Annotated in this window: 18 protein-coding genes, 1 other RNA gene and 1 riboswitch; of the genes, 6 read left to right on the top strand and 13 right to left on the bottom strand. The window is 43.9% G+C overall.

The window, feature by feature from the left end:
* Positions 1–87: 87 nt before the first annotated feature.
* From ppk1 to MUY27_RS07360, 3 genes are all read left to right on the top strand, one after another.
* Complete coding sequence (gene ppk1 / locus MUY27_RS07370; protein WP_245129359.1) at positions 88–2,133, top strand: polyphosphate kinase 1; 2,046 nt, start codon at positions 88–90, stop codon at positions 2,131–2,133.
* Position 2,134: 1 nt separating this feature from the next.
* Positions 2,135–3,016 (top strand): Ppx/GppA phosphatase family protein, encoded by an 882-nt coding sequence (locus tag MUY27_RS07365; protein ID WP_245129358.1) that lies wholly within the window; start codon positions 2,135–2,137, stop codon positions 3,014–3,016.
* Between the two features lie 185 nt (positions 3,017–3,201).
* Entirely contained in the window at positions 3,202–3,765 is a 564-nt protein-coding gene (locus tag MUY27_RS07360; protein WP_245129357.1) for a UbiX family flavin prenyltransferase, read from the top strand.
* Between the two features lie 57 nt (positions 3,766–3,822).
* On the opposite strand, the gene MUY27_RS07355 is transcribed toward MUY27_RS07360, so the two are convergent.
* The 8 genes from MUY27_RS07355 to MUY27_RS07320 all read right to left on the bottom strand — a co-directional run bounded on the left by MUY27_RS07355 (position 3,823) and on the right by MUY27_RS07320 (position 12,225).
* On the bottom strand, positions 3,823–6,258 hold the full coding sequence (locus MUY27_RS07355) for an alpha/beta hydrolase family protein (RefSeq protein ID WP_245129356.1): 2,436 nt from the start codon (positions 6,256–6,258) through the stop codon (positions 3,823–3,825).
* A gap of 84 nt (positions 6,259–6,342) precedes the next feature.
* Positions 6,343–6,933 (bottom strand): TMEM175 family protein, encoded by a 591-nt coding sequence (locus MUY27_RS07350; protein ID WP_245129355.1) that lies wholly within the window; start codon positions 6,931–6,933, stop codon positions 6,343–6,345.
* A gap of 44 nt (positions 6,934–6,977) precedes the next feature.
* Positions 6,978–9,173, bottom strand: coding sequence for a tetratricopeptide repeat-containing hybrid sensor histidine kinase/response regulator (locus MUY27_RS07345; RefSeq protein WP_245129354.1), 2,196 nt, complete (start codon positions 9,171–9,173; stop codon positions 6,978–6,980).
* A gap of 118 nt (positions 9,174–9,291) precedes the next feature.
* The gene (locus MUY27_RS07340; protein WP_245129353.1) at positions 9,292–10,266 is read right to left on the bottom strand and encodes a YpdA family putative bacillithiol disulfide reductase; all 975 of its coding nucleotides are present in this window, start codon (positions 10,264–10,266) and stop codon (positions 9,292–9,294) included.
* 6 nt (positions 10,267–10,272) lie between these two features.
* On the bottom strand, positions 10,273–10,557 hold the full coding sequence (locus tag MUY27_RS07335) for a GNAT family N-acetyltransferase (RefSeq protein WP_245129352.1): 285 nt from the start codon (positions 10,555–10,557) through the stop codon (positions 10,273–10,275).
* Between the two features lie 47 nt (positions 10,558–10,604).
* Positions 10,605–11,273, bottom strand: coding sequence for a fructose-6-phosphate aldolase (gene fsa, locus MUY27_RS07330; protein WP_245128447.1), 669 nt, complete (start codon positions 11,271–11,273; stop codon positions 10,605–10,607).
* 189 nt (positions 11,274–11,462) lie between these two features.
* Positions 11,463–11,562: signal recognition particle sRNA small type (gene ffs / locus MUY27_RS07325), an RNA gene on the bottom strand.
* 84 nt (positions 11,563–11,646) lie between these two features.
* Entirely contained in the window at positions 11,647–12,225 is a 579-nt protein-coding gene (locus tag MUY27_RS07320; protein ID WP_245129351.1) for a 2'-5' RNA ligase family protein, read from the bottom strand.
* A gap of 74 nt (positions 12,226–12,299) precedes the next feature.
* Here MUY27_RS07320 and dinB point away from each other — a divergent pair, with 74 nt between their 5' ends.
* Positions 12,300–13,490, top strand: a complete 1,191-nt coding sequence (dinB, locus tag MUY27_RS07315; RefSeq protein WP_245129350.1) for a DNA polymerase IV — start codon at positions 12,300–12,302, stop codon at positions 13,488–13,490.
* A 314-nt stretch (positions 13,491–13,804) separates the two neighbouring features.
* Here dinB and MUY27_RS07310 read toward each other — a convergent pair whose 3' ends face one another.
* The gene (locus MUY27_RS07310; RefSeq protein WP_245129349.1) at positions 13,805–15,028 is read right to left on the bottom strand and encodes a serine hydrolase domain-containing protein; all 1,224 of its coding nucleotides are present in this window, start codon (positions 15,026–15,028) and stop codon (positions 13,805–13,807) included.
* A gap of 106 nt (positions 15,029–15,134) precedes the next feature.
* Here MUY27_RS07310 and MUY27_RS07305 point away from each other — a divergent pair, with 106 nt between their 5' ends.
* The gene (locus MUY27_RS07305; protein ID WP_245129348.1) at positions 15,135–15,716 is read left to right on the top strand and encodes an EcsC family protein; all 582 of its coding nucleotides are present in this window, start codon (positions 15,135–15,137) and stop codon (positions 15,714–15,716) included.
* A 36-nt stretch (positions 15,717–15,752) separates the two neighbouring features.
* Here the strand turns inward: MUY27_RS07305 and MUY27_RS07300 are convergent, their stop codons facing one another.
* From MUY27_RS07300 to MUY27_RS07290, 3 genes are all read right to left on the bottom strand, one after another.
* The gene (locus tag MUY27_RS07300) at positions 15,753–16,172 is read right to left on the bottom strand and encodes an acyl-CoA thioesterase (RefSeq protein ID WP_245129347.1); all 420 of its coding nucleotides are present in this window, start codon (positions 16,170–16,172) and stop codon (positions 15,753–15,755) included.
* A gap of 95 nt (positions 16,173–16,267) precedes the next feature.
* The gene (locus MUY27_RS07295) at positions 16,268–17,323 is read right to left on the bottom strand and encodes a homoserine O-acetyltransferase family protein (protein ID WP_245129346.1); all 1,056 of its coding nucleotides are present in this window, start codon (positions 17,321–17,323) and stop codon (positions 16,268–16,270) included.
* Between the two features lie 33 nt (positions 17,324–17,356).
* On the bottom strand, positions 17,357–18,691 hold the full coding sequence (locus MUY27_RS07290; RefSeq protein WP_245129345.1) for an O-acetylhomoserine aminocarboxypropyltransferase/cysteine synthase family protein: 1,335 nt from the start codon (positions 18,689–18,691) through the stop codon (positions 17,357–17,359).
* A gap of 235 nt (positions 18,692–18,926) precedes the next feature.
* Positions 18,927–19,039, bottom strand: a riboswitch (SAM riboswitch).
* A 217-nt stretch (positions 19,040–19,256) separates the two neighbouring features.
* Here MUY27_RS07290 and MUY27_RS07285 point away from each other — a divergent pair.
* Positions 19,257–19,415 carry a hypothetical protein gene (locus MUY27_RS07285; protein ID WP_245129344.1) on the top strand — a complete coding sequence of 53 codons (159 nt, stop codon included), beginning with the start codon at positions 19,257–19,259 and terminating at the stop codon, positions 19,413–19,415.
* On the opposite strand, the gene MUY27_RS07280 is transcribed toward MUY27_RS07285, so the two are convergent.
* Complete coding sequence (locus MUY27_RS07280; RefSeq protein ID WP_245129343.1) at positions 19,412–20,533, bottom strand: trans-sulfuration enzyme family protein; 1,122 nt, start codon at positions 20,531–20,533, stop codon at positions 19,412–19,414. The two genes, MUY27_RS07285 and MUY27_RS07280, sit on opposite strands and share 4 nt — an antisense overlap.
* Between the last annotated feature and the right edge of the window lie 3 nt (positions 20,534–20,536).

The following is a 20,536-nucleotide window of genomic DNA, read 5'->3' as shown; positions in this document are numbered from 1 at the left end:
AGGCTTCTTAAAATTAAGTTAATATTATTTTAACAAATAAAATAGCAGATTTGCGATCATACCTTTTTTACCGAGGCGCAACACTTAATGGCTCAAGATAAACGCATACCTTTAATCAACCGCGAGATCAGCTGGCTTTACTTTAACGACCGTGTTTTACAGGAAGCCGCAGACCCCACCGTGCCCCTGATCGACCGTATCCGTTTTCTGGCGATATTCTCATCAAACTTAGATGAGTTTTACCGAGTAAGGGTAGCCACGCTCAGCCGCCTTTCTAATCTGAACGAAAAGGCCAAGGCTTTACTGGGATACAATCCCAAAAAGGTATTATCACAGATTAAGACCATTGTTGTACGGCAGGAACGCAAGTTCAATAACCTCTACGAGAATATTATCGTTAAAGAACTTGCTGAGGAAAAAATATTCATCCTGAACGAAAAGCAGCTGAACGTTACGCGCGGCGCATTTGTGAAAGAATATTTCACAAATAAGTTATTGCCCGCACTGGTACCGATCATGTTGGATGACAGTCAGCCACTGCCTGAACTGCGCGACCGTGCGATCTATTTCTTTGTAAAATTAACTACCCAGAAAAAAACACGTTACGCACTGATCGAGTTTCCGGATAACCTGCCGCGTTTCCTGGTGCTGCCAAACACCAATAACCTGAACTTTATTATCCTGCTGGACGATATTATCCGCTATAACCTGGATGATATTTTCTTCATTTTTGATTATGAAAGTATAGAGGCTTATTCCATTCAGTTGACCCGCGATGCTGAGCTGGATCTGGATAAAGAAGTGAGCGAGAAGTTTATCGATGCATTGTCTAAAAGTTTACAAAAAAGACGTAAGGGTAAACCAATGCGGCTGCTGTATGATTCGGAAATGCCTGCTGATATGGCAAACTTCCTGGCGAAGAACATGCATCTGCATTCAGAAAACCTGATACCCGGGAACCGTTACCATAATTTTAAAGATTTTATCAAGTTCCCGAACGTTAACAAACCTGAACTTGAATATAAGCGCTATCTGCCGCTACCGGTTCAGCATTTGACTATCGGCAAAAGCCTGATCGCCCAGATTGCCAGGCGCGATTATTTGCTGAGTACCCCATACCAGCCCTTTGACTATATCATTCACCTGCTTCGCGAGGCGGCTATCGATCCGAAAGTACGTGAAATCAGCATTAGCCTTTACCGGCTGGCGGAAAACTCCAGTGTAATCCACGCGCTGATCAACGCCGCGAAGAATGGCAAGAAAGTCAATTGCGTGATAGAGCTTCGCGCAAGATTCGATGAACAAAATAATATTTACTGGAGCAATAAGCTGGAAGAAGAGGGCGTAAATGTGGTTTATGGCGTACCGAATTATAAGGTTCATGCTAAAACCTGTCTGATCCGCCGGAACGAAAAAGACAAGAACGTTTACTACGCGATATTATCTACCGGTAATTACAACGAAAAAACGGCGCAGATCTACGCAGATCATACCCTGTTCACTGCAAATGATAAGATAACTGAGGAACTGTCCCTTTTCTTTAAGTCGCTAACTAAATCGCAATTACCTAAAGGTTTCAAGCACCTGATTGTATCGCCGATAGATTCGAGACCTGCACTTGAAAAGCTTGTCGACACAGAAATAAAAAATGCAAAAGCCGGAAAGAAGGCTTACATCATTTTAAAAATGAACAGCCTTTCAGACGAGCAAATGATCGCCAAGCTGTACCAGGCAAGTGCAGCAGGGGTAAAGATTCAATTGATCGTGAGGGGAATGTGTTGCCTGATTCCAGGTGTTAAAGGCGTAAGCGAAAATATTCAGGTAATCAGCATTGTAGATAAATACCTGGAGCATGCCCGTGTGATGATATTTTGTAATGACGGCAAAGAGAAGATCTTTCTGACATCTGCAGATATGATGACACGTAATATTGATAACAGGGTAGAGGTTGGCTTCCCTATTTATAACAAAGCCTTGCACCAGGAGGTAAGGGATATCATCAACATACAATTACAGGACAATACCAAGGCGCGCGATTTGAATGCGCGCGGCACCAACAGGTATCATAAAACGAATGCCGATACTGCACACCGTGCGCAGATAGAAATTTACAATTATCTAAAATCTAAATAAATTGAGATACGCAGCTATAGACATAGGCTCTAACGCAGTAAGATTACTGATAGCCGACATCGTCCAGAACAACAATACGGTATCTTTTAAAAAGAATACGCTGATCCGGGTACCGTTAAGGTTGGGTGATGATGCGTTTTTGAACCAGTTTATCTCGCCTAAAAAGGAAGAAGACCTGGTGAAAACCATGCGTGCCTTTAAAAACCTGATAGAGGTTTACAAAGTGGACGATTATATGGCCTGCGCCACCTCTGCCATGCGTGAAGCACAAAACGGGCCGCAAATCGTAGAGCGGGTAAAAAAAGAGGCTGAGCTAAACCTGGAGATTATCCACGGCGAGCGCGAAGCAAATATTATTTACGCCAGCCACATAGAAGATAATATTGATAACACTAAAAACTACCTGTATATAGATGTTGGCGGTGGCAGTACAGAGCTTTCGTTGTTCTCTGCGGGGAAGCTGTTTGCTTCGCAATCCTTTAATATCGGCACCATACGTATACTGGACAACCAGGACCGGGAAGAAACCTGGGAAGAAATGAAAAAATTTATTGTAACCAATACCCGTAAGTTTAAAAACGTAATGGGCATCGGTACCGGCGGAAATATCAATAAGCTTTATAAATTATCGGACGAGAAGGATAGCGCACCGTTGAGCTATGCAAAACTGAAGGCTTTATATAACTACCTTAATTCGTATTCGCTGAAAGATCGCATCAATGTACTTGGCCTAAACCCGGACCGTGCAGATGTGATCATCCCTGCCTGCACCATCTATTTAACAGTAATGAAGTGGGCCGATATCAAGCAAATATATGTTCCAACCGTTGGTATGGTAGATGGCATTATCCAAACGTTGATTGAAAAGAACATCAGGTTGTAAACTTATGCTTTGTTTTGCATTATTTTTTAAATAAATGTTTGCAATATTAAAATAATTACTACTTTTGTAATGCCCTCTCAAGGGCATGTTTTTCATAGGTAGATGTAGGGTCGAGTACGAGTTATTCGACCCTTTTTTTATTTATATATCCGTATACTTGTCCCCGTATTTATTCTGCTCGAAACATGAGGAAAATAGTTGTTGCCGTTACCGGCGCAAGCGGTGCCATTTATGCAAAATTGCTGTTAGACCAGCTGGTGAAGCTACAGGCGCAAATAGCAAAAGTAGCGGTAGTGATGTCTGATAACGCGAAAGAAGTATGGCGTTATGAACTTGGTAACGACGAATACCAGAACTACAACTTCGATTTTTATTCAAAGAAAGATTTCATGGCCCCCTTTGCCTCGGGTTCAGCGCGATATGATACCATGATTGTGGTGCCTTGTTCTATGGGGACGCTTGGGCGTATTGCATCAGGCATTTCTGATGACCTGATTACACGTGCGGCGGACGTGATTTTGAAAGAGCGCCGGAAGTTGATTTTGGTAGCAAGAGATACCCCTTTAAACCTCATCCAGATTCGCAATATGGCAACAGTTACTGAAGCAGGGGGAATTATTTGTCCGGCAGTGCCGTCATTCTATAGCAGACCGCAAACCATAGAAGAAGTAGCTATGACGGTAGTAAACCGCGTGATAGACTTAATTGGCTTAGAAAACGATAGTTACCGCTGGATAGAAGAACAATAACATAAGCAGAAAGGCGCCGTTGAGCGCCTTTCTGCTGTAATAACTATTAAACTATGCTTAGTTACCCGTGCTAGCTGGTGCAGCGGGCTTGGCATTCTTCACGTAAGTGTCCATCCACTTGTTAATCTCCCAAAGTTTATGCAGCAGGTTTTCGCGACCTCGATAGCCATGCGCCTCATAAGGAAGGAAAACAAAACGGACTGTTCCCCCAAAACCTTTTATCGCGTTAAATAAGCGTTCGCTATTGATAGGGAAGGTGCCGGGGTTATCATCCGCATCACCATGAATTAACAACAATGGTGTTTTAATTTTATTGGCGAAGCTGAACGGGCTCATATCGTAATACAATTTCGGGTCGTCCCAGTAGGTACGCTCTTCATTCTGGAAACCGAATGGGGTAAGGGTACGGTTGTAAGCACCGCTTTCAGCAATACCAGCTTTAAACAAATTGGTATGCGCTAACAGGTTAGCCGTCATGAAAGCCCCATAGCTATGGCCGCCAACCGCTATACGGTTCCTGTCACCTACGCCCATTTCTGCCAGTTTGTTAATAGCTGCCTCTGCGTTCAATTGCAATTGTTCTACAAAGGTGTCATTAGGTTTTTTACCCTCTTTCGCTACAATCGGCATTTCTGCATTATCTAAAATAGCGTAACCATTGGTAACAAAGTAAACCGGACTGCCGCCACCGATGGTAGTAAATCGATTTTCTGAGCCGCGTACCTGTGCAGCATCATTGGCCGAATTAAACTCGCGCGGGTAAGCCCATATCAACACAGGCAAGGGGCCGTCTTTATCTTTATTATAACCTTTGGGCAGATACAAATCGGCAGTAAGATCTATCCCGTCTGCACGCTTGTATTTGATCTTTTGTTTACTTACACCCACTAACTGCGGATAAGGATTTGCGAACTTTGTAATGGCTGTTAAGCTGCCCGGGCGGGAAAAGTCACGGATAAAATAATTCGGCACCTCTGTCTTCGACTCACGGCGGGTAATGATCACCAACTTAGTAGGGTTAACCACATCTACAACACTTTCGAAAAAGCCTTCTTCGCAGCGCCAGATGATCTCACTCTTTTTAGTTTCAAGGTTATACTTTGCCAGGAAAGGCAGGTCACCTTTAGGTGACGCACCCACCGGATTGTTATAAAGTAATTCTTTGCCGTTATCGGTAGTGGCAATTACATCACGGTCGTATTTATTTTTTTGTGTAACCGGGAATCCAAGTGCATTATATGCATCGGTTTCATTCCGGTCATAAAGTTTTTCAACCGTTCCCGATGTAGGGTTAAACCTACTCACCCGGCTTTGCTGTTTGCTCCTTAATCCTTCGCTGATCAGTGCGACAGTCGCATTACCCCATTGAACACCGCGATAGCGCATCTGCGTTTTAAAAAGTTCTTTTCCTTCGCCCGAAAATGGTGCGTTAAGCGCATACACGGCATCATGATAGTCCACTTTTTTTCGGATCATGCCACTATCTAAAGGCATAGCCCAGGTGATGGTAGCAGGTTCATCATCGCGCCAATCGAAAGAACGCGGAATGTTCTGTACGTTGTCATAACCAGAAGGACGACCCTCTGCCGATGGCAGGTTAGCCAATGTTTTGATGGCTTTACCGTTAACGTCTTCAATCTCTACCTTAGACGGAAATCCGCCGGCGGTTACCAGGTAAGAGAATGGTTTATGCAATGTGCGCACCAGCATGTATTTTTTATCCGGCGATAGGGTGACGTCTGAATAGATCTGGGGTTTACCAATAGCTGTTTCTAAACCATTTTTGTTTCGCACCAACTGCGAGGTGGCATAAAACTCGAACAACTGTTCGTCATAAGGAGACTTGATCAAATCCTCGTAAGTGGCGCTTGGGGCAGCTTTACCTAAATTCTGCTGCACCACCGGGCCTTTGGGCATCGCCGGTTTAGCAGGAGCCGCACTTGCCGGGGCTGTAGCTACATAATACTGTAGCGTGTTGGCATCTGTCCAGGTTACGCGGGAATTAAGCACCGTGTTCAGCGAACGCTTATTCATCTTAGTGGCTTTGTGTGTTGCCACATCGATCACATAAATGTCTACACCCTTAGCGGTAGTTTGGGTAAATGCTATTTTGGTTTCGTTTGTGTTCCAAACGGGTATACCGGCAAACAGTGGCGAAGGCAGCCCTACCACGGGGAACGACTGACCTGTTTTGATATTCTTTAAGGTAAAGCCGCTGATAAAGTTCTGACGGCTCAGTGCAAAATTATTCGGGTTGATCCGCAAACCGGCTATGCGCAATTCCGGCCGGGCCAGTTCTTCTACAGAGGGGTAGGAATTACGGTCGCTTAATAACATCCATTCGGCTCTAGAATCAATGCTTACGCCCGGAGTAGGTTTTGCCAGCAGCAGATCGGCCATTTCTTTTGGCGGCATCTGGTAGCTTACAGCGTCCTGCGCTTTTATCCCATAGGGCAGCAGCAGTAACAAGTACAGGTAAAGTTTTTTTGTCATAACAACAAGGAGTTTCGAATACGATGAAGTTAGTTATATTCTTAGCTCGCTGTTAGCAACAGATGTAAAAATGCTGATATACGGTTAACCCTTAGTTTCTGAATGAGTTAACCTGCGTTCGATACGTTTATCCGGCACCAGCCAGATCAGGGCTACCAACACATAAACAACCATACCTCCAACGGCATTAAAATAAGAGACTGTAATGCCAATGGTGTAAAGTATAATAGATAAAATACCTTTGTAATCCTTGCCTATCGCGACTGCTAAAGCCGAATTTTCGCCCGTGTGTTTAACAAGCGTCCGGGCTAGGATGTAGTAAGAAATTCCGCAGATTAAAAGAATGCAACCATAACAAAACACGGGCCACTTAGAGAAGGAATTCTCACCAATCCACGCGGTTACAAAGGGGATAAGCGAGAGCCAAAAAAGCAGGTTATGATTTGCCCACAACACAGCGCCGTTTATACGTTCTACCAGGTAGATCATGTGGTGGTGGTTGTTCCAGTAAATGCCTACGTAAACAAAACTGAGCAGATAACTGAAGAAAACCGGCAACAAATGCACTAAAGCACCTAAATCAGCAGTATGCGGCACTTTTAGTTCCAATACCATGATGGTGATAATGATTGCTAATACGCCATCACTAAAAGCTTCCAGCCGTCCTTTTTTCATGTGTTAAACCCTATCCAAAGCTGACTAAGATAGAAAATGATCGACTAAGCACCAAGCAGCGCTTTTTGGAGTTTATCAATTTCTATGGGTTTGCGTAAAAAGCCGTTAAAGTAATTTACATATTCGCTTTGCTGTTCGGCCGTAATATCTGCGGTAAGGGCATAAATAGGCGTTTGGGAATTGGGGTTCCTTTGATTGCGGATATGGGCGGCAGCGTCAAAACCATTCATCTCGGGCATGTGAATATCCATCAGTATCAGATCGAAACACTTCGTCATTGAAAGTTCTACCGCTTCCAGGCCTGTTTTTGCATGCTCTGATGTAATACCCCAGTTGGATAATAATTTTTTTGCGACCATTGCATTAATCATATTATCCTCCGCCAGTAAAATATGCTGCGACTGTATTTTATTATGCGTCTGGATATTGTCTTTCTGTTCCGGCAAGGCCCTTTTTAATCTCAGATCAAAATAGAAGACCGAACCTTTACCCAGCTCGCTTTTTACAAATATTTCACTCTGATGTAGTTCTATCAATCGCTTAACGATAGCCAGGCCTAAACCAGTCCCCCCTTGCTTGCGGGTGGTAATAGATTCTGGTTGCGAAAAACTATCAAATAGTTTACCGAAATAATCAGCAGGAATTCCCAGGCCGGTATCTGAAACCATAAATCTCAACGTATCCCGGTATTCGTCGCCATCAATTTTTTTGATATTCAGTTTTACGCTTCCTGTATCTGTATATTTTATCGCATTACTGATAAGGTTACCCAAAATCTGCATCAGCTTGGTATCATCCATTTCATACCAGCTCCAGATGTTTCGGTCAATGTGCAATTCCGGTTTCAGGCCTTTTTCAACGGCCATCTTTTCGTAAGTAAGCACAATCCTTCTCATCAGTTCGCTAAACTCAAAGGGTCGCATGCGCAGTTGTACCTTGCCTGCATCAAGCTTAGTAAAATCGAGTATATCGTTAATGATATTCAGTAAGTTATCTGAAGCAAACTGAAGCGAATCTATCAGTTCTCTGTCGGCCTGATTGGAAGATTGCTTCAGCATAGAAGAAATACTGATAACTGCATTCAGAGGTGTGCGGATCTCGTGGCTCATGGTCGACAGGAAATCCTGTTTCATTTTAGCCGTCTTCTCTGCAATCTCCTTTTTCTCCATCATCTCATCCCGTTCGCGTTGCATGCGCGCTTCCCGTTCAAGCGCCTCCATCTTTATCTTCAGGTCGTAATTCTCAATTACCTTTACGGTCTGCGTATTAATCACTGCCTCTTTCTGTTGCAGAAACTTTTCGAGGTAAGTCAATGCCACAACGGGTGCGTTTTCCTGTTTGTAGATCTCGTACAACAGGTAGTTACACTTAATGATGATAAATGTGGTGTTTAGCTTCGTGCTATAGTTAATGGCTTCGAGCGCTTCTATTTTGGCATCGGCCAGCCTACCCATCGCTTTATATAATACGGCTTTGCGGTAGTAAGCCATACCAGTACCTAATGCTTCTTTTGCATCGAGATGAATTTTCAACGCCTCTGACAGATCTTCTTCTGCTTTTGTAAATTCTCCGGTCCTGATATAAATTTTAGCCCGCCCATACAACGCAAAAGCTAATCCGCGGATATCGCCCGACTCTGTTTTTAACCTGATTGATCTTTCTATCAGTTCGGAAGCTTTAGTAATATCGCCTTGTTTCAGGTAGATGCCGGATAGGGGATTATAAGCGTTCGATATCAGGTTATTATCCTTCACCTTTTTAGCAGCGTCGATAGAATTCTGGTAAGAACGGATAGCGCTTTTAATATCGCCAATGAATTCGTAGATGGTACCTAATGATTTTTCTGTTCGTGCCTGGTTATGATAATCCTGATACTTTTTAAAAATAATCAGGCTATCGATCAGGTAGATCAGCGCCAAATGATAATGATCTGTTTTATAATAAACGCCTGCAATATTATACTTTGCACTGGCCACGCCTTTTTCATCCTGAAGCTGCTCATAAAGTTCTATGGCTTCCTTCGCCAATTTTATAGACTGGCGGTGCTGCCCGCTGATCATATAAAATAAGGAAAGGTTATTCAGACTTTTGGCAGTCAGCTGCGGATAATTATACTCCCTACTATGCGAGAGCGCTTGTTTAGCCAGTTCTATGCTTTTGTTAAGGTTGTGAATGCGGATACGGTAAGCCTCGTCAATGAGTAATTGAATATCTTCAGCGGAACAGTAAGGATGAGTCATTATCGGATTGGCTTTTACCAAAAAAGCAGCAAGCGCTGCCTCTTATAATCAGTTTTATTAAAAACTAATGTAATAATATTATCAATATAAACAACATAATTTTCTCACAACAAAAAAATTATAAGCTATTCTTAGTAATTATATCGTTAATGATTATATCTGCGTGTATCCGCGAGTTTTCTATAAACCACAAATGGGTGTCCATACCGCCGCATACTACTCCCGCAAGGTATACCCCAGGCAAATTGGTTTCCATGGTATCCGGGTTATAATGGGGGATGAACCGTCCATCGTCGCTCAACTGAATACCCATACTTTTTAAAAAGTTGAAATTAGGTTTATAGCCCGTCATAGCCATTACAAAATCATTTGGAATAGTAACCAAGCCATCTGGCGTTTCAATATCAACTTCAGTTTGCCGTATAGCTTTCAGATTAGAATTAAAATAAGCCTTAATACTACCTTCCTCTATCCGGTTAATAATATCCGGGCGAACCCAGTATTTAACGCGGTGGCTAATCTCGCTGCCCCTGATCACCAGGGTCACTTCGGCGCCTTTACGCCAGGTTTCCAGCGCAACGTCAATAGCTGAATTGCTCGACCCCACTACCACTACTTTTTGCAACGTATAATAGTGCGGGTCCTGGTAGTAATGTTTCACCTTTGGCAGATCTTCGCCCGGAATATCCAGGTTTACAGAAATATCATAAAAGCCTGTAGCGACAATTACTTGCTTTGCCAGGTAAGTAGCTTTGGGGGTGGTAATTTTATAAACGCCTTCCTGCTTTTCAAATCCCGTTACTTCTTCAAACAACCTCAGGGGTAAGTGATTAGACAACGCTACACGTCGATAATACTCCAGCGCATCTGCCCGGTTGGGCTTAGTATGGGTAGTAACAAACGGAATACCACCGACCTCCAGCTTTTCAGAGGTGGAGAAAAAAGTCATGGTTGAAGGGTAATTATACAGCGAATTAACCAGCGTACCTTTTTCTATAATTAAAAAACTAAGGTTTGCTTTCTGCGCTGCTAAGCCGCAAGCGATACCGATTGGTCCGCCGCCAATAATTAAAATATCTAAAACCTCTGACATGATCTGTTAAGCAAGTACATCGTTAAAATCCTTGCGCCGGGCAAAAACGCCCTGTGCATAACTACAAGACGGCACGATGCGTAATTGATTTTTACGAGCGTAATTTACGCTGTTTTCAACCAATAATTCGCCAAGGTGCCGTCCCTGATATGCTTCTTTTACGTGAGTATGATATATGGTGATAACTTTAGGTTCAGTTATCGCGGCATACATCTCACCGATATGGGCCGAATCTTCTGCTATAAAAAATAACAGTTCATCATCGCCCTTATTTTCCAATTCTACCCGCATGCTTCATAGTTTTATTATAAAGCGCTAAAGCAGGCACAATGTTTAGCTTAAACTTTAGCCGCCTGTTCTGCCTTGGCATGGTCTGCCAGGAATTGCGCTAAGCCATTGTCTGTTAACGGGTGCTTCAGCAGGGCGGTAATTGCACTCAGCGGACCGGTGATTACATCGGCACCAACTTTTGCACAATTTACAATATGCATGGCATGGCGAACAGAAGCAGCCAGGATCTGGGTTTCGTAACCATAGTTGTCATAGATCAGACGGATATCTTCGATCAGTTGCATACCGTCGGTAGAAACATCATCCAGACGGCCAATGAAAGGAGATACATAAGTTGCACCTGCTTTGGCAGCTAACAAAGCCTGCCCAGCAGAGAATACCAGTGTACAGTTGGTACGTATACCCTGATCGGTAAAGTAACGGATAGCTTTTACACCGTCTTTAATCATCGGTACTTTTACCACAATCTTTTCGTGCAGTTTGGCTAAAGCTTCGCCTTCGGCAACCATTTCGTCAAAAGTGGTCGAGATTACTTCAGCGCTTACATCGCCATCCACAATTTCGCAAATGGCCTTATAATGGTTGATCACGTTATCATGACCAGAGATACCTTCTTTAGCCATCAAAGATGGGTTAGTGGTTACCCCGTCAAGAATACCTAAATCGTATGCTTCTTTGATCTGTGCCAGGTTAGCTGTATCAATAAAAAATTTCATGTGGTTAATAAATTGATTTGTCTATTTAGTGATTTGTTGATTCGATGATAGCAATAATGTAACAAACCCAGCGCTTTTTTCTGCAAGATTATCCAGAGACGGAGGTTTGATCATGGTTAATGGGATGGAAGAAGAGCCCCGATTAGCTAATTAACTAATCGACATATTAGCTAATTTTAAAAAATAAAAAAGGGGCAAGCACCTTTTATCGCACCGCTACAACCCTCTACCCTTGCTGCGTTCCCACCCTGGGGGAGTTCAAGAGGAGCTGGTCGTAAAAGACTTACCCCGGCGCAAATATAGAAAAAAGCAGTGCTTTTGTAAACTGTTTAACGCATTTGCTGCTGATGCGCTGATAATGAAGCGGATAATTTTATTTTTTCTGAAGTTCTACCGCTAAATCCTGTTCCCTATAGAACTTAAACTCGCGGCAAATACTCCATTTAGAAGATGGGTTTAAGGTTTCTTTTTCTAAAACGGTTAAATTATCCAGTAAACATTGCGCTTTGAACGGAACAAACCTGAAATGGGGCCATAGCCGCAGGAACTGGTTTTCGTTAATTGTCCGTGCCACGGTGATATGCGGTGTCAGCGATTTTCTGTTGATACGCATGTGCTTGCAGATCTGGTTAAACCAGTTATCGCTTTGCAGGTTAAGATCAATAGCCGCATAGATGGTGTACGTATTATTCTTGTGGACAAAGAATTTGAAGTTGTTAACCGTTACACTAACCGGCTTTAAGGTTTCCAGCTTTCTCTGTAAAATATCCAGTGCCGGCTGAAACATAAAGGGTTTTTGCCTAGGGTACTGGGCAATAGAAATATGTGCGGTCGACTTGCAAGAAGGATATTCGCCGACAAGGCTTTCCGCAACTGCTTTATAATAGGCTATTTTACCGGTAACAAATTCATCCGGCCTTAATAACAACATGTAGTCTCTGTATCCGCTCATAATTTTGTCAAAACAGGCATCAAAAATGCTAATATTTTTAGTAAATTATCAAAAATTTTTTCCACATTTGTAGTATGGAAGCCAAGCGGTATTTCGTGCATATTGATCTGGATTCTTTCTTTGTTTCCGTGGAACGGAAGTTTAACCCTGAGCTGATTGGCAAACCGGTGATCATCGGTGGTTCTGCAGACAGGGGAGTGGTGGCCTCCTGTAGTTACGAGGCAAGGAAATTTGGCGTGCATTCCGCCATGCCCACCCGCCAGGCACTAAAGCTTTGCCCGGATGCCATCCTGATCCGTGACTCGCATGGTCGATACAGTGAAGCGTCGCGTGAGGTGACAGAGATTATCCATGATTCTGTTCCACTGTATCAGAAGACATCTGTAGACGAGTTCTATATAGACCTGACTGGGATGGACCGGTTTTACGATCCGTATGAGATTGCCACCAATTTGCGGCACCGGGTTACCCGTGAGACAGGTTTGCCAATTTCATTCGGCATGGCCTCCACTAAAACTGTCGCTAAAATGGCAACTAATCAGGCCAAGCCCAATGGGCAGCTTTATGTACAGCATGGTAAAGAAAAGGAGTTTATGGCGCCTTTACCCATTGCCAAAATACCGATGTTGGGTAAGGCTACCTGCCAGAAACTATACGGCTATGGCATCGAAAAAATAGGCGATCTGCAACGGGTAGAACTTCGTTTTTTGCAAACCATATTTGGGAAGGCCGGACTATACATTTGGGAAAAAGCCAGAGGACTAGATAACAGCGAAGTTGTACCCCATACCGACAGGAAGTCTATTTCTACAGAACATACCTTTCATAACGACGTAAAGGATGAGAAATCGCTGGAGAATATCCTGATCTCGATGACCGAAGAGCTTTCTTTTAAATTACGAAAAGAAAGTAAGGTAGCTGGTTGCCTGGCTATAAAGATCCGGTACAGCAATTTCGAAACGCACACGGTACAAGAAAAGATCAGCCTGACGGCTGCCGAACACATCCTGATACCAGGCATCAAGAACCTGCTGAGAAAAGCGTGGGACAAAAACAGGGCCGTACGACTAATTGGCGTAAGATTAAGTAACCTGGCCGGCGGCGGCTATCAGATCAATTTATTTGACGACAATGAAGAGCAAATTAAGCTTTACCAGGCGATGGACACCATCAATTTTAAATTTGGTGATAAAACGGTATGCCGCGCAGCCGGAATGGAAATTGGTACCCGCAATTTTAATCCGTTTCATCCGAATAATTCTTGAGGACTTTAGGGGAAGCTCTACCTTAAATACTAATAAGGTTTGCTACGTTTTTCGTGTCGGAAGTGGTATTTGAAGGCCTTGACCCCTCCCTAACCCTCCCGTGGGGAGGGAATTACTAAATCTTTGAGATCATAAAGATTAATGCCTTCTCCTTTGTGTATAAACCAGCAAGATAAAAGGGGGGCGTTAAAAGTCCTCCCTATTGGGGAGGATTTAGGTGGGGCCTCATTCACGCCATACTCCTCCGAAGGAGTCCTTTAGACCGGCCCGACCGTTTGGACGTTAGCCAATGCTCTCTTTTAAACATCCTTGCATCATTTCGGCAATGCTTCCAATACCGCTTTCACCAAACCATCCATACTTTCGTTCTTGATCCAGCGGGCGACAATCACCAAATCGTGCTCGGTGTCGCAATAGATCATGTTGGTACCATTGCCGATATGCACCCAGGCTTTCTCCGGAGCAGAGGGTAGCAGCTTTTTATCGGTATTTAAAAACCAGTTCATGTAACCGTAACCGGTGTTGGCGGTAGTGGGCGTTAACGCCTTCGCCACCCATTCCTTGCTGATGATCTGTTTGCCATTCCAGTTACCATAGTGCAGTGTCAATAGCCCAAACCGGGCCATGTCATAAGCGTTAATGAACATGCCACCGCCCCAGTGGCCACCACCGCTAACCGATTGCATAATTTGCCCGTCGAGTACGATCCACGAATTGCGGTAACCGTACCAGCGCCAGGTGCTTGATGCGCCTATCGGGTCCATTACATTTTCTTTCAATACCTGTGGTAGCGGCTTGCGCCAAACACAGGTAGCAGCCAGAGCTAGCGCATTAACGCGTACGTCGTTATACTTCCAAGTGCTGCCGGGTTCATTCCTTTGGCGAAGTTTGTACTGCTCAATATCTCCCTGCGGCCGGTCGGCCCAGTCTGGTTTACCCCATAACGTACCTTCCCAATCACTGGTCTGGCGCAGCATTACCTCCCAGGTCAAACGGTGATTATGAGGTGAAGCGAAGGGATAGATGAGATCATTCTGATTACTTTCCGACCCGTTACTGCTGCCTGGTTGATACACCTGCACCATATCTACATAGTTGCTTACCGTATCGTCGGTGCTTTTAATTAGCCCGCGATCAACCGCTATACCAATTACCGAAGACAAAAAGCTTTTAGTTACACTATGGGTAATATCTACTCGTTTAGGGTCGCCCCATTGCGCTACGATATAACCTTTATAGATGATCAACCCGGCGGGCGCACCACGCTCATTAAGCGGGCCAAGCGCTTCACTAAACGGCTCTTTACCAAAACTTTGATATTGTGATATAATACCATTTCTGGAGGATTTAGCTTCGTTAGCGATTGCAAAACTAACGGCCTGCTGAAGCTTACGTTCGTTTAGTCCTATTTTAGCAGGCATACGCGCTTCCCAGGTATTGGCCGGAGGAAAGTAGTTATTCAGTTTCGGGGCTTTCTGCGCGAAAGAAAAACAACTGATAAATGTAAACGCAAGAAGTAAATAGGATTGACGATTCATAAACGAAATATAGGGTTAATTGCACTACTATGCATTCGCACTTCTAATTTACCATAAATGAAATATTGGCACAGTAATAGCAATACAAATACTGTAATTGCTATACATGAAAACGCCAATTAAATTACCAAAAATAAAATTCGATAAAGTTAAAGCCGATCTTCGCGAAGCGTTCAGGAAACTATCAGAAGGCGGTTTTCAACAGATCTTCAATCATATCGATCAGCTGACCATCAAAAGAGGTGTCGATAAACTGGGACTTGACGGATTTATCAACCAGTGTGCCATACTGGCAGCCGGTTCCGGTGCCGTTGCCGGTATTGGCGGTATTTCTACCATGATTATTGGCATTCCTCTTGATCTGATCAATCTGATCACTCAGCAATTCAGGGTTACCATGGCTATTTCTTACCATCGAACCGGTGAATATAAACTTACGTTTGAAGAGTTTATCATCATCGTCGCAACGGCTTTTAAGGTAGATACAGGCGTTACCGTTACCAAAGCCATCATGGAAGAAATTGCCGAAAAAATGATGTTAAGCTTTGGCTCTAAAACAGCAGAACGATTGGTGCCTGTAGTCGGTGCCGTGATTGGTGGAGCAGCAAATTATTTGTTTATCAAGCGCATGGCCGAGAAAGTGAAAGAGTTAAAAGGCAACAATAACCAGGTGATACACATCAAATAAACCGTATTAGTCAATAAAGCACTGATAGATAAAAATTTATTTGGTGTAATGGCCGATAATTTCTTCAGGGATGCGTAAGCCTTTGCCTGTTTTGATATCAATCATCACGTAATCAAACCATCCGTCACAGCTCACTTTTCCGGTAGATTTGTTCGTAATGGTAAATATTACCCGGCAGCCCTTCTCGCTGATGGTTTCTATAGCAGTCCGCACCAGGAAATAGTCGCCCATTATCAGCGGACGTTTATAGTCTAAATGTACCTTGCGCACTACCCACCCGAAACCAAGCTCTAAGAATTTCTCCATGCCCATGCCGTAAAAATCTTCCATGTGCTCATAGCGTGCAGCCATTACATAATCCATGTATTTGCTGCTGTGTACGTGCTGAAACATGTCGATATCATCCGGGCGAACACGGTATTCGGTCTCGAAACTGGCGTATTTTTTCTCTTCCATTTAAATAGTCATTTGTCAATGGCCTTTGGTTACTGATGATCAGTTTCCATGTACGATTGACGTGTCAAATGTAGAGAAACAAACGAGGAAACAGGCTAAGCGGTTTGCTGCAATTCAATAATCTTTCCTCTTACGTCTGTTTTAAAAAAAGCGGACACCAGGTTAGAGAGCCCTTCAGTTTCTATCAGGAAACCATCATGCCCCTGGAAGCAATGCAGTTCTGCAAATGCAGCTTTAGGGATATGCTGAAAAAGATATTCCTGCTCCTCGATAGGGAATAAAAGATCTGTACGGATGCCAATTACCAGCGTTTTTGCAATGATATTGCTCAGCGCTTTTTCAATGCTTTTTCGTCCGCGGCCCACATCATGCGAATCCATTACTTTGGTTAAGTACCAATAACTATAGGCGTTGAACCGCTTCACCAGCTTTTCGCCCTGGTAACTCTGGTAAGAAGAAGCGCGGAAGTTATCAGTTACATCGGCCTGCTCTTCCTGCTGTGTAAGTCCATACGTTTTATAGTTGCGGTAAGAAAGCAAAGCAAAACTTCTGGCTGCTTTTAAACCTTTAGCGCCACCGTCGGGCTTATTTGCATAGAAGGTGCGATCGGCTGTGATGGCCATCCGTTGCGATTCGTTGAACGCTATACCCCACGGAGAGTGTTTGGCGTTCGTCGCAATCAGGATCAGATTTTTAATCCGGCTTGGCTCAGAAATGCTCCATTCCATCGCCTGCTGTCCGCCGAGTGAACCACCGATCAGGGTTTGGATCTGCCCGATACCCAGATGTTCGGCCAGTAGCTGATGTGATTTTACAATATCGCGAATGGTAAACTGTGGAAAGCTGAGGTAATAAGGCTGGCCTGTTGCCGGGTTAATACTTAATGGATTAGTGGTACCATAAGGCGAGCCTAAGATGTTAGCACATACAATAAAATGTTCTTCGGGGTTAAAAACGCATCCTTCACCAACAAAACCTTTCCACCAATCAAACACATCGGAATTTGCGGTGAGGGCATGGCATACCCACACCACATTATCACGATGCTTATTTAAGTTACCGTAAGTATGATACCCGATCTCGAGTCCTTCGATCTTGCGTCCCGATTCTAAAACAAATTCTTCGGGATGTTGATATATTTCCAAGCTCATTTAATACGCTTACCAGCTATCCTAAAATTTTAACTACGCTAATTCAGCTTCAGGCTGTAGTTGTTTAACTTTTTCGAATGCCTGCTGAAAATCTGCCTTGATGTCTTCGATATGTTCGATACCCACCGCAACACGCAAAAGGGCAGGTGTTACCCCGGCCGAAAGCTGCTCTGTTTCAGACAACTGCTGGTGAGTGGTAGCAGACGGCTGGATGATCAGTGTTTTGGCATCGCCAACGTTGGCAAGATGACTTACCAGTTCAAGGGAATCAATAAATCTGCCTGCGTTTTCTTTATCGCCTTTTACTTCAAAAGAAAGCACTGCACCGAAGCCATTCTTCAAGTATTTTTTTGCCAGTTGATGGTGCGGAGAAGATGGCAAACCCGGATAGTTAACTTTTTCTACTTGCGGGTGTTGCTCCAGCCATTGGGCTAATTCAAGCGTATTGTCTACGTGGCGTTGTACACGAAGGGACAATGTTTCCAAACCCTGGATGAACAGGAAAGAGTTGAAAGGTGATTGCGACGGACCAAAATCGCGCAAGCCCTCTACACGTGCACGGATGATATACTGGATGTTACCAAACGGGCCGCCGATGCCGAATACATCGTTAAATACTAATCCATGGTAACCTTCTGCAGGTTCTGTAAATTGCGGATACTTGCCATTACCCCAGTTATAATTTCCACCGTCGACGATTACACCACCAATGCTGGTACCATGCCCGCCGATCCATTTCGTAGCAGATTCAACAACCACATGCGCACCATGTTCTAACGGGCGGAACAGGTAACCCCCGGCGCCGAATGTGTTATCTACAATAAATGGCACATCGTGCTTAGTAGCCAAAGCACCGATCTTTTCAAAGTCGGGGATACTGAAACCGGGGTTACCAATGGTTTCGGCGTAAATTGCTTTGGTGTTACTATCTATCAGGCATTCAATACTTTCCGCGGTATCATCTTTAGCAAAACGCACTTCTATACCCAGGCGTTTAAAGGCTACCTTAAACTGGTTATAAGTTCCACCGTACAGGTAAGGCGAGGTAACAAAGTTATCGCCGGCCTGCAAGATATTGTTTAATGCCAGGAACTGTGCTGCCTGCCCCGATGAAGTTGCCAAAGCAGCCACACCGCCTTCAAGCGCAGCAATACGCTTTTCGAACACGTCCGTAGTAGGGTTCATTAAACGGGTATAGATGTTACCAAACTCTTTTAAAGCAAACAAGTTAGCGCCGTGCTCGGCATTTTTAAATACGTATGAAGTAGTTTGATATAATGGCACTGCGCGTGCACCTGTTGTCGGATCAGTTTCCTGTCCCGCATGTAATTGCAGTGTTTCGAAGCGAAGATTTTTTAATGTTGACATAATTAATAGGTTTGGTAGTTAAACTTAAATTGATACACGAAGGCAGATTGGTCAATCAGCCAGTTACACGTATAAAATCCTTAAAAGAGGGGGAGTAAACGTGCCTGCAGTTAACAACAGCAGCAACACATGCACATACAGCTATTTGCTTTAACCGGAATTAAAACAACGTTTGACACTTTGTTAGGTGTAAGAATTTGCTGAATGATGCTTAAAATAGTTTTCATTTTTTATCCATTTATATTTCCCGGGTTAATTATTTCCGGGTCAGGAATTGGCACCTTCTTACTCGGTAAGGGTTGCCAGCGGGTCAGTTGAGCCTGTTCTCTCGCCGCTTCTATATAAATCAAAAACCTATGAGGAGATTGATCTTGGTATCTCTACCAAATATTGTTTCAAAGGTAGGTGTTTTAAAAAGTAAATTCCAAATTAAATTCTATTTTTTTAAATTTCCTTAATAAACGATAGCAAAAAACAAGATAAATTAATGATAATTTAATAACCGGCCACAAAAATAAACGATTCAAAAAATCGAACTTTATTAAATTTAATCAATATCCCGACTATGAACTACCTAACCATTACCATCGTTGCTGTAGTTGTAATTCTTTTGCTGGTATTTCTGATACGCCAGAATAACCGTGATAAAAAGAACCTGGAACGGCAGATAGAAGGCTCTGAACTTAAGCCCGAAAAGCACAAAAAAGAGGATGAGAAATTCTAAATCTCGCCCAGGGCGGCGGCTATATCTTCAATCAGGTCGTCAATGTGTTCTAAGCCAACAGAAACCCGTAAAAGATTTTGCGGCAGGGTGCTGTCCGGCCCTTCGTTAGATGCGCGCTGCTCGATCAGGCTTTCCACACCACCCAGGCTAGTTGCATGGGTAAATATTTTGCAGGATGCCGCTACCTTAAATGCTTCTTCCTTGCCGCCTCTTACTACAAAAGAAAGCATACCGCCGGCATAGTTCATCTGCTTTTTCGCAAGTTCATATTGCGGGTGCGAGGGCAAGCCCGGATACATTACTTCTTCTACTTTGGGGTGCTTTTCCAGGTATTCTGCCAATAACTGCGCGTTTTGTACGTGGCCGCGCATGCGGTAAGGCAGGGTTTTTATGCTGCGGGTAAGCATATAGCAGTCCAGCGGCGAAGGAATAGCCCCGCCCAACTGTTGTATCTGCCTGATTTTCTCCCACCATTCATCTTTAACCGGGGTAATCAAAACACCACCGGTAATATCGCTATGCCCGCTCAGGTATTTTGTAGTCGAATGCATCACCAGGTCGGCCCCTAACGTTAGCGGCTGCTGGCAAACAGGAGAAGCGAAAGTATTATCACAAGCTACTTTAATGTTTCGCTCGTGCGCTAACTTAACCAGCGCGTCAATGTCCGTTATTTTCATCAGCGGATTAGAAGGCGTTTCAATCCACAAAAGCCCGGTGTTGGGTCTGATTGTTTTTTCAAAAACAGAAATATCGGTCAGGTCTACAAAATCAAATTCCAGGATACCTGCAAACAGGGTCTTCAATTGGTTACGCAAACCGTGGTACATATCGTCCGGCCCGATCACGTGGGTACCCGGTTTTAACGACTGGAATACAGCCATACCTGCTGCATTGCCAGAAGAGAAAGCCGCCGCATCTGCGCCCAGCTCCAGCTTGGCCAGTACATTCTCCAGCAGCTCGCGGTTGGGGTTAGCCGCACGGCTGTAAATATACCCCTTCGGATAATCACCTGTTTCATTTCTTTCAAAAGTGGTAGAAAGTACAATAGGCTGAATAACTGCTTGCGAAGCTTCGTCGGTTCTGTTGCCCGCGTGTATGGCGATGGTCTCGATATGCATAGC

The sequence above is a fragment of the Mucilaginibacter straminoryzae genome (assembly GCF_022953055.1).
Taxonomy (GTDB): domain Bacteria; phylum Bacteroidota; class Bacteroidia; order Sphingobacteriales; family Sphingobacteriaceae; genus Mucilaginibacter; species Mucilaginibacter straminoryzae.
The sequence above is the reverse complement of the archived record's forward strand: the minus strand, read 5'-3'. Positions and strand labels throughout refer to the sequence as shown.

Bases quoted from the DNA above. Each gene is read 5' to 3' on its own strand.
- ppk1 (WP_245129359.1), top strand. From the start codon at position 88: ATGGCTCAAGATAAACGCATACCTTTAATCAACCGCGAGATCAGCTGG.
- MUY27_RS07360 (WP_245129357.1), top strand. From the start codon at position 3,202: ATGAGGAAAATAGTTGTTGCCGTTACCGGCGCAAGCGGTGCCATTTAT.
- MUY27_RS07355 (WP_245129356.1), bottom strand. From the start codon at position 6,258: ATGACAAAAAAACTTTACCTGTACTTGTTACTGCTGCTGCCCTATGGG.
- MUY27_RS07350 (WP_245129355.1), bottom strand. From the start codon at position 6,933: ATGAAAAAAGGACGGCTGGAAGCTTTTAGTGATGGCGTATTAGCAATC.
- MUY27_RS07345 (WP_245129354.1), bottom strand. From the start codon at position 9,173: ATGACTCATCCTTACTGTTCCGCTGAAGATATTCAATTACTCATTGAC.
- MUY27_RS07340 (WP_245129353.1), bottom strand. From the start codon at position 10,266: ATGTCAGAGGTTTTAGATATTTTAATTATTGGCGGCGGACCAATCGGT.
- MUY27_RS07335 (WP_245129352.1), bottom strand. From the start codon at position 10,557: ATGCGGGTAGAATTGGAAAATAAGGGCGATGATGAACTGTTATTTTTT.
- fsa (WP_245128447.1), bottom strand. From the start codon at position 11,273: ATGAAATTTTTTATTGATACAGCTAACCTGGCACAGATCAAAGAAGCA.
- MUY27_RS07320 (WP_245129351.1), bottom strand. From the start codon at position 12,225: ATGAGCGGATACAGAGACTACATGTTGTTATTAAGGCCGGATGAATTT.
- dinB (WP_245129350.1), top strand. From the start codon at position 12,300: ATGGAAGCCAAGCGGTATTTCGTGCATATTGATCTGGATTCTTTCTTT.
- MUY27_RS07310 (WP_245129349.1), bottom strand. From the start codon at position 15,028: ATGAATCGTCAATCCTATTTACTTCTTGCGTTTACATTTATCAGTTGT.
- MUY27_RS07305 (WP_245129348.1), top strand. From the start codon at position 15,135: ATGAAAACGCCAATTAAATTACCAAAAATAAAATTCGATAAAGTTAAA.
- MUY27_RS07300 (WP_245129347.1), bottom strand. From the start codon at position 16,172: ATGGAAGAGAAAAAATACGCCAGTTTCGAGACCGAATACCGTGTTCGC.
- MUY27_RS07295 (WP_245129346.1), bottom strand. From the start codon at position 17,323: ATGAGCTTGGAAATATATCAACATCCCGAAGAATTTGTTTTAGAATCG.
- MUY27_RS07290 (WP_245129345.1), bottom strand. From the start codon at position 18,691: ATGTCAACATTAAAAAATCTTCGCTTCGAAACACTGCAATTACATGCG.
- MUY27_RS07285 (WP_245129344.1), top strand. From the start codon at position 19,257: ATGAACTACCTAACCATTACCATCGTTGCTGTAGTTGTAATTCTTTTG.
- MUY27_RS07280 (WP_245129343.1), bottom strand. From the start codon at position 20,533: ATGCATATCGAGACCATCGCCATACACGCGGGCAACAGAACCGACGAA.